This window comes from Craterilacuibacter sp. (assembly GCF_051659485.1).
In the GTDB taxonomy this organism is placed as follows: domain Bacteria; phylum Pseudomonadota; class Gammaproteobacteria; order Burkholderiales; family Chromobacteriaceae; genus Craterilacuibacter.
In genome coordinates this window covers 1-3019 of record NZ_JBOFOO010000081.1, presented here as the reverse complement: position 1 = coordinate 3019, position 3019 = coordinate 1, and the positions used below count along the sequence as shown (strand labels likewise).

3 protein-coding genes are annotated in these 3019 nt (G+C 59.3%); all 3 read right to left on the bottom strand.

Features of this window, described 5'->3' with window-relative positions; genetic code table 11:
* Nucleotides 1-38: 38 nt before the first annotated feature.
* On the bottom strand, nucleotides 39-1067 hold the full coding sequence (gene ompA, locus ACRC1E_RS02840; protein ID WP_438513594.1) for a porin OmpA: 1029 nt from the start codon (nucleotides 1065-1067) through the stop codon (nucleotides 39-41).
* A gap of 213 nt (nucleotides 1068-1280) precedes the next feature.
* Nucleotides 1281-2042: a uroporphyrinogen-III C-methyltransferase gene (gene cobA, locus ACRC1E_RS02835; protein WP_438513593.1), complete on the bottom strand. Its 762-nt coding sequence runs from the start codon at nucleotides 2040-2042 to the stop codon at nucleotides 1281-1283.
* Nucleotides 2039-3019: molybdopterin dinucleotide binding domain-containing protein (locus ACRC1E_RS02830; RefSeq protein WP_438513592.1), on the bottom strand; the 981-nt coding region annotated here is incomplete at its 5' end. The genes cobA and ACRC1E_RS02830, both read right to left, overlap by 4 nt.

Sequence of the window (3019 nt, the reverse complement as noted above, 5' to 3'; positions counted from 1 at the left end):
GCCGTCTTTTCGACGCCGGGGCTTTTTTCAAGACAGGCTTACTGCTGGGCAGCCATCCCCTTGACGCGGATGATGACGCGACGGTCAGGCTGCAGGCATTTGATCAGTTCGGCACGCGGCTTCACGTTGTCGCACTGGTTACCGGTCACCGGATCGGCCTTGCCGAAGCCTTCGGCGCTAATGATGCCGGCAGGAATACCCTGATTCACCAGGAAATCAGCGACGGTGGCGGCGCGCGCCTTGGATAGCTTCATATTGTAGGCATCCGAGCCGATACGGTCGGTGTAGCCGGCAATATTGATGGCGGCTTCCTGAGGACGGGCTTGTTTGATCTGCTGCACAATCGTCGACAGTTCAGCGACGCCGGCATCGTTCAGCGTTGCCTTATTGAAGGCAAACAAGGTGTCACCCTTGAGTGCAAACTCCATCAGCTGAACAGGCGCGGGCGGCGGAGTCACCACTGCCACGGCTACCGGTGCAGCGGGTGCTCCGCCAAAGTGGTAGGCAAGCCCCAGAGACAGCAGGCCGTTATCGGTGCGGATGCCGTTATCCTCGGTTTTGCCCAGACGGCTGGTGTACTGGTATTCGAAGCGGGTTGACCAGTCCTTGTTAATGGCGTAATCCACACCCAGCGCAGCCAGCGGCGACGCACCATTGTGGCTGTCACCCGAACCACTGGCTCGATAGCCCATCACCCCCAGACGGGCATAAACATCCATGGCTTCTGTCAGTGGCGCACTGAACTTGCCCGACAGTTGCACACCTTCGAATTTGACCTTGGCACTCTGGCTCAGGCCATAATCCACTTCGACCTTGTCCAGATAGTCGTAACCGCCTTCCAGTGCGAACCAGTCATTAAACTGGTAACCGCCATAAACACCACCACCCACCCTGTCCTTGTCGCGGATATTTGCATTGGTCAAACCGTTCGCCAAGTCCTGATTGTAAAAATCAGACCAGCCCACTTTGGCACCAAAATAGCCTGGTTCATCCAGATTGGCAGCATGAGCCAGAGGAAGAGCAGCGAGGCCAGCAACTGACAACAACACACGTAAAGAATTTTTCATCGGACAACTCCCATCTGGTTGACGAAACAACAGCAACTGCGCGGACTGCATTACGCTCAACTTGCTAAATCAGTATGGGTTGATGAAATCGAAGATTTCCATATTTTGTTGTTTTACAGCACAACAACTTCGCCACCTTATGTCGCCAAATCACAACACCTGCAGCGTCATTCGCGGCTTCACGCCTTTCTTGTCATCCAAAACTACAGCCCGTCAGGCCGCTACCGCCGCCATGCTGTATTTTGTGGCCAGATGCGCTACAACATCGCCAAGGATAATGACGGCAGGGCTAGCCAAACCCTCGGCTTTGACCCTGTTTGCCATATCGGCCAATGTAGTGAGGACATGGCGCTGTGAGGAACATGCAACACGCTCGACCACCGCGACCGGTGTCGTTGCAGCAAAGCCCGCTGCCAGCCATTGCCGGCTCAGGCTATCTATCCCGCTCATGCCCATATAACACACCACGGTCAGCCTTGAGGCGGCCAAAGCCGCCCAGTCAGGCTGCGAGCCATCCTCGGTATGCGCGGTCACCAGCGTCACGCCGCGAGCGAGGCCTCTATGCGTCAAGGGCAGACCCAGCGCAGCACCCACCGCCAAGCCGGCAGTGAGTCCTGCTACCGCTTCGACTTCTACGCCCCGCTCGGCCAGCCACCCCCACTCTTCACTGCCGCGCCCAAAAATAAAGGCATCGCCACCCTTGACGCGCGCAAGCGTGATGCCCTGCCGGGCATAGCGCAGCATCAGCCGCAATATAAACGCCTGTGGTGTGCTCTTGCAGCCCCCGCGCTTGCCGACATGGATGATGCGCGTGCTTGCGGATGCCAGTGCCAGCACACTAGGGTCGACCAGGTCATCAACCAGCCATACCGAACAAACGCCAAGCACACGGGCAGCCTTGAGCGTCAATAATTCGGCATCGCCAGGCCCCGCCCCCACCAGCCAAACCTTGCCCTGCGAACCCGGTTTTCTCATGCCCCTACCTCTTCCTTCATGCCTAGAATCTGCGGCACACAAGAACCGCATACCGTTCCGCAACCCAGTGTTTTTTTAAGACCGGCAAGATCCAGCCCGGCAGCTAGCCCTGCGCGGATCGCATCTTCCCTGACCCCCATACAGGTACAGACGACCGCGGCACGACCAGTCAGTCCCTTGCCGGCAAATAGCGCGGCGAGGGACACCGGTGCGCAGCCGTCGTCAAACCATGAGGCCAGTGCCGCGGCGGCGCGCACGTCCCCGGCCAGTAGCCAGCGTGCCGGGCGCTGCCGGTCATCCAGCAACAAGCGGCGCAGCACCCCTCGGGCCGGATCATCAAAAGCGGCATCCGGTAGCGCCAGGCCCAAGGCGCTGGCCAGTTCGTGCAGCAGCCCGCTATCCGGCGCCTCGGCAGCACCCAGGCGCAAGCGCAAACCGCCGCCGCCATCGGCGACCGGCAATAACAGCGCATAAGGAAAACGTGCCAGCCACGGCAGCAAGGCAGGACGCAACAAGGCGGCATCGCCGGCGATAAAGCCTTGCGCCTGCCAGCTTAATTGGGCGGGGCTCACGGCGACAGCGGCATGCTTGAGCTCGGGCTGTTTTGAATACGGGTCCAGCGCCCGGCTCATCAATACATTGACCCCGTCACCGGCCATCCAGCTGCGCCCCCAGTGCATGGGTAAAAAAACGTTGCCTGGGCGCAAACCCGCATCGATTGCCAGCGGCAACACCAGCGCGCCACGCTTGGATTTGATCCTGACCAGATCACCGGCCCCTAACTTCAAGCGTGAAATATCATGCGGATGCATGGATAGCGCCGGTTCTTCTACATGAAGCGTCAGACCGGGCACCAGGCTGGTACGCCCGGTGGTATGCCAGTGATCGCGCAAACGCCCGCTCGTCAATTTAAACGGGAAATGGGCGGAAACGCTTTCGGCCACCGGCTGGTAGCCGGTGTCAAAAAATTGCGCCTT

Bases quoted from the DNA above. Each gene is read 5' to 3' on its own strand.
- ompA (WP_438513594.1), bottom strand. From the start codon at position 1,067: ATGAAAAATTCTTTACGTGTGTTGTTGTCAGTTGCTGGCCTCGCTGCT.
- cobA (WP_438513593.1), bottom strand. From the start codon at position 2,042: ATGAGAAAACCGGGTTCGCAGGGCAAGGTTTGGCTGGTGGGGGCGGGG.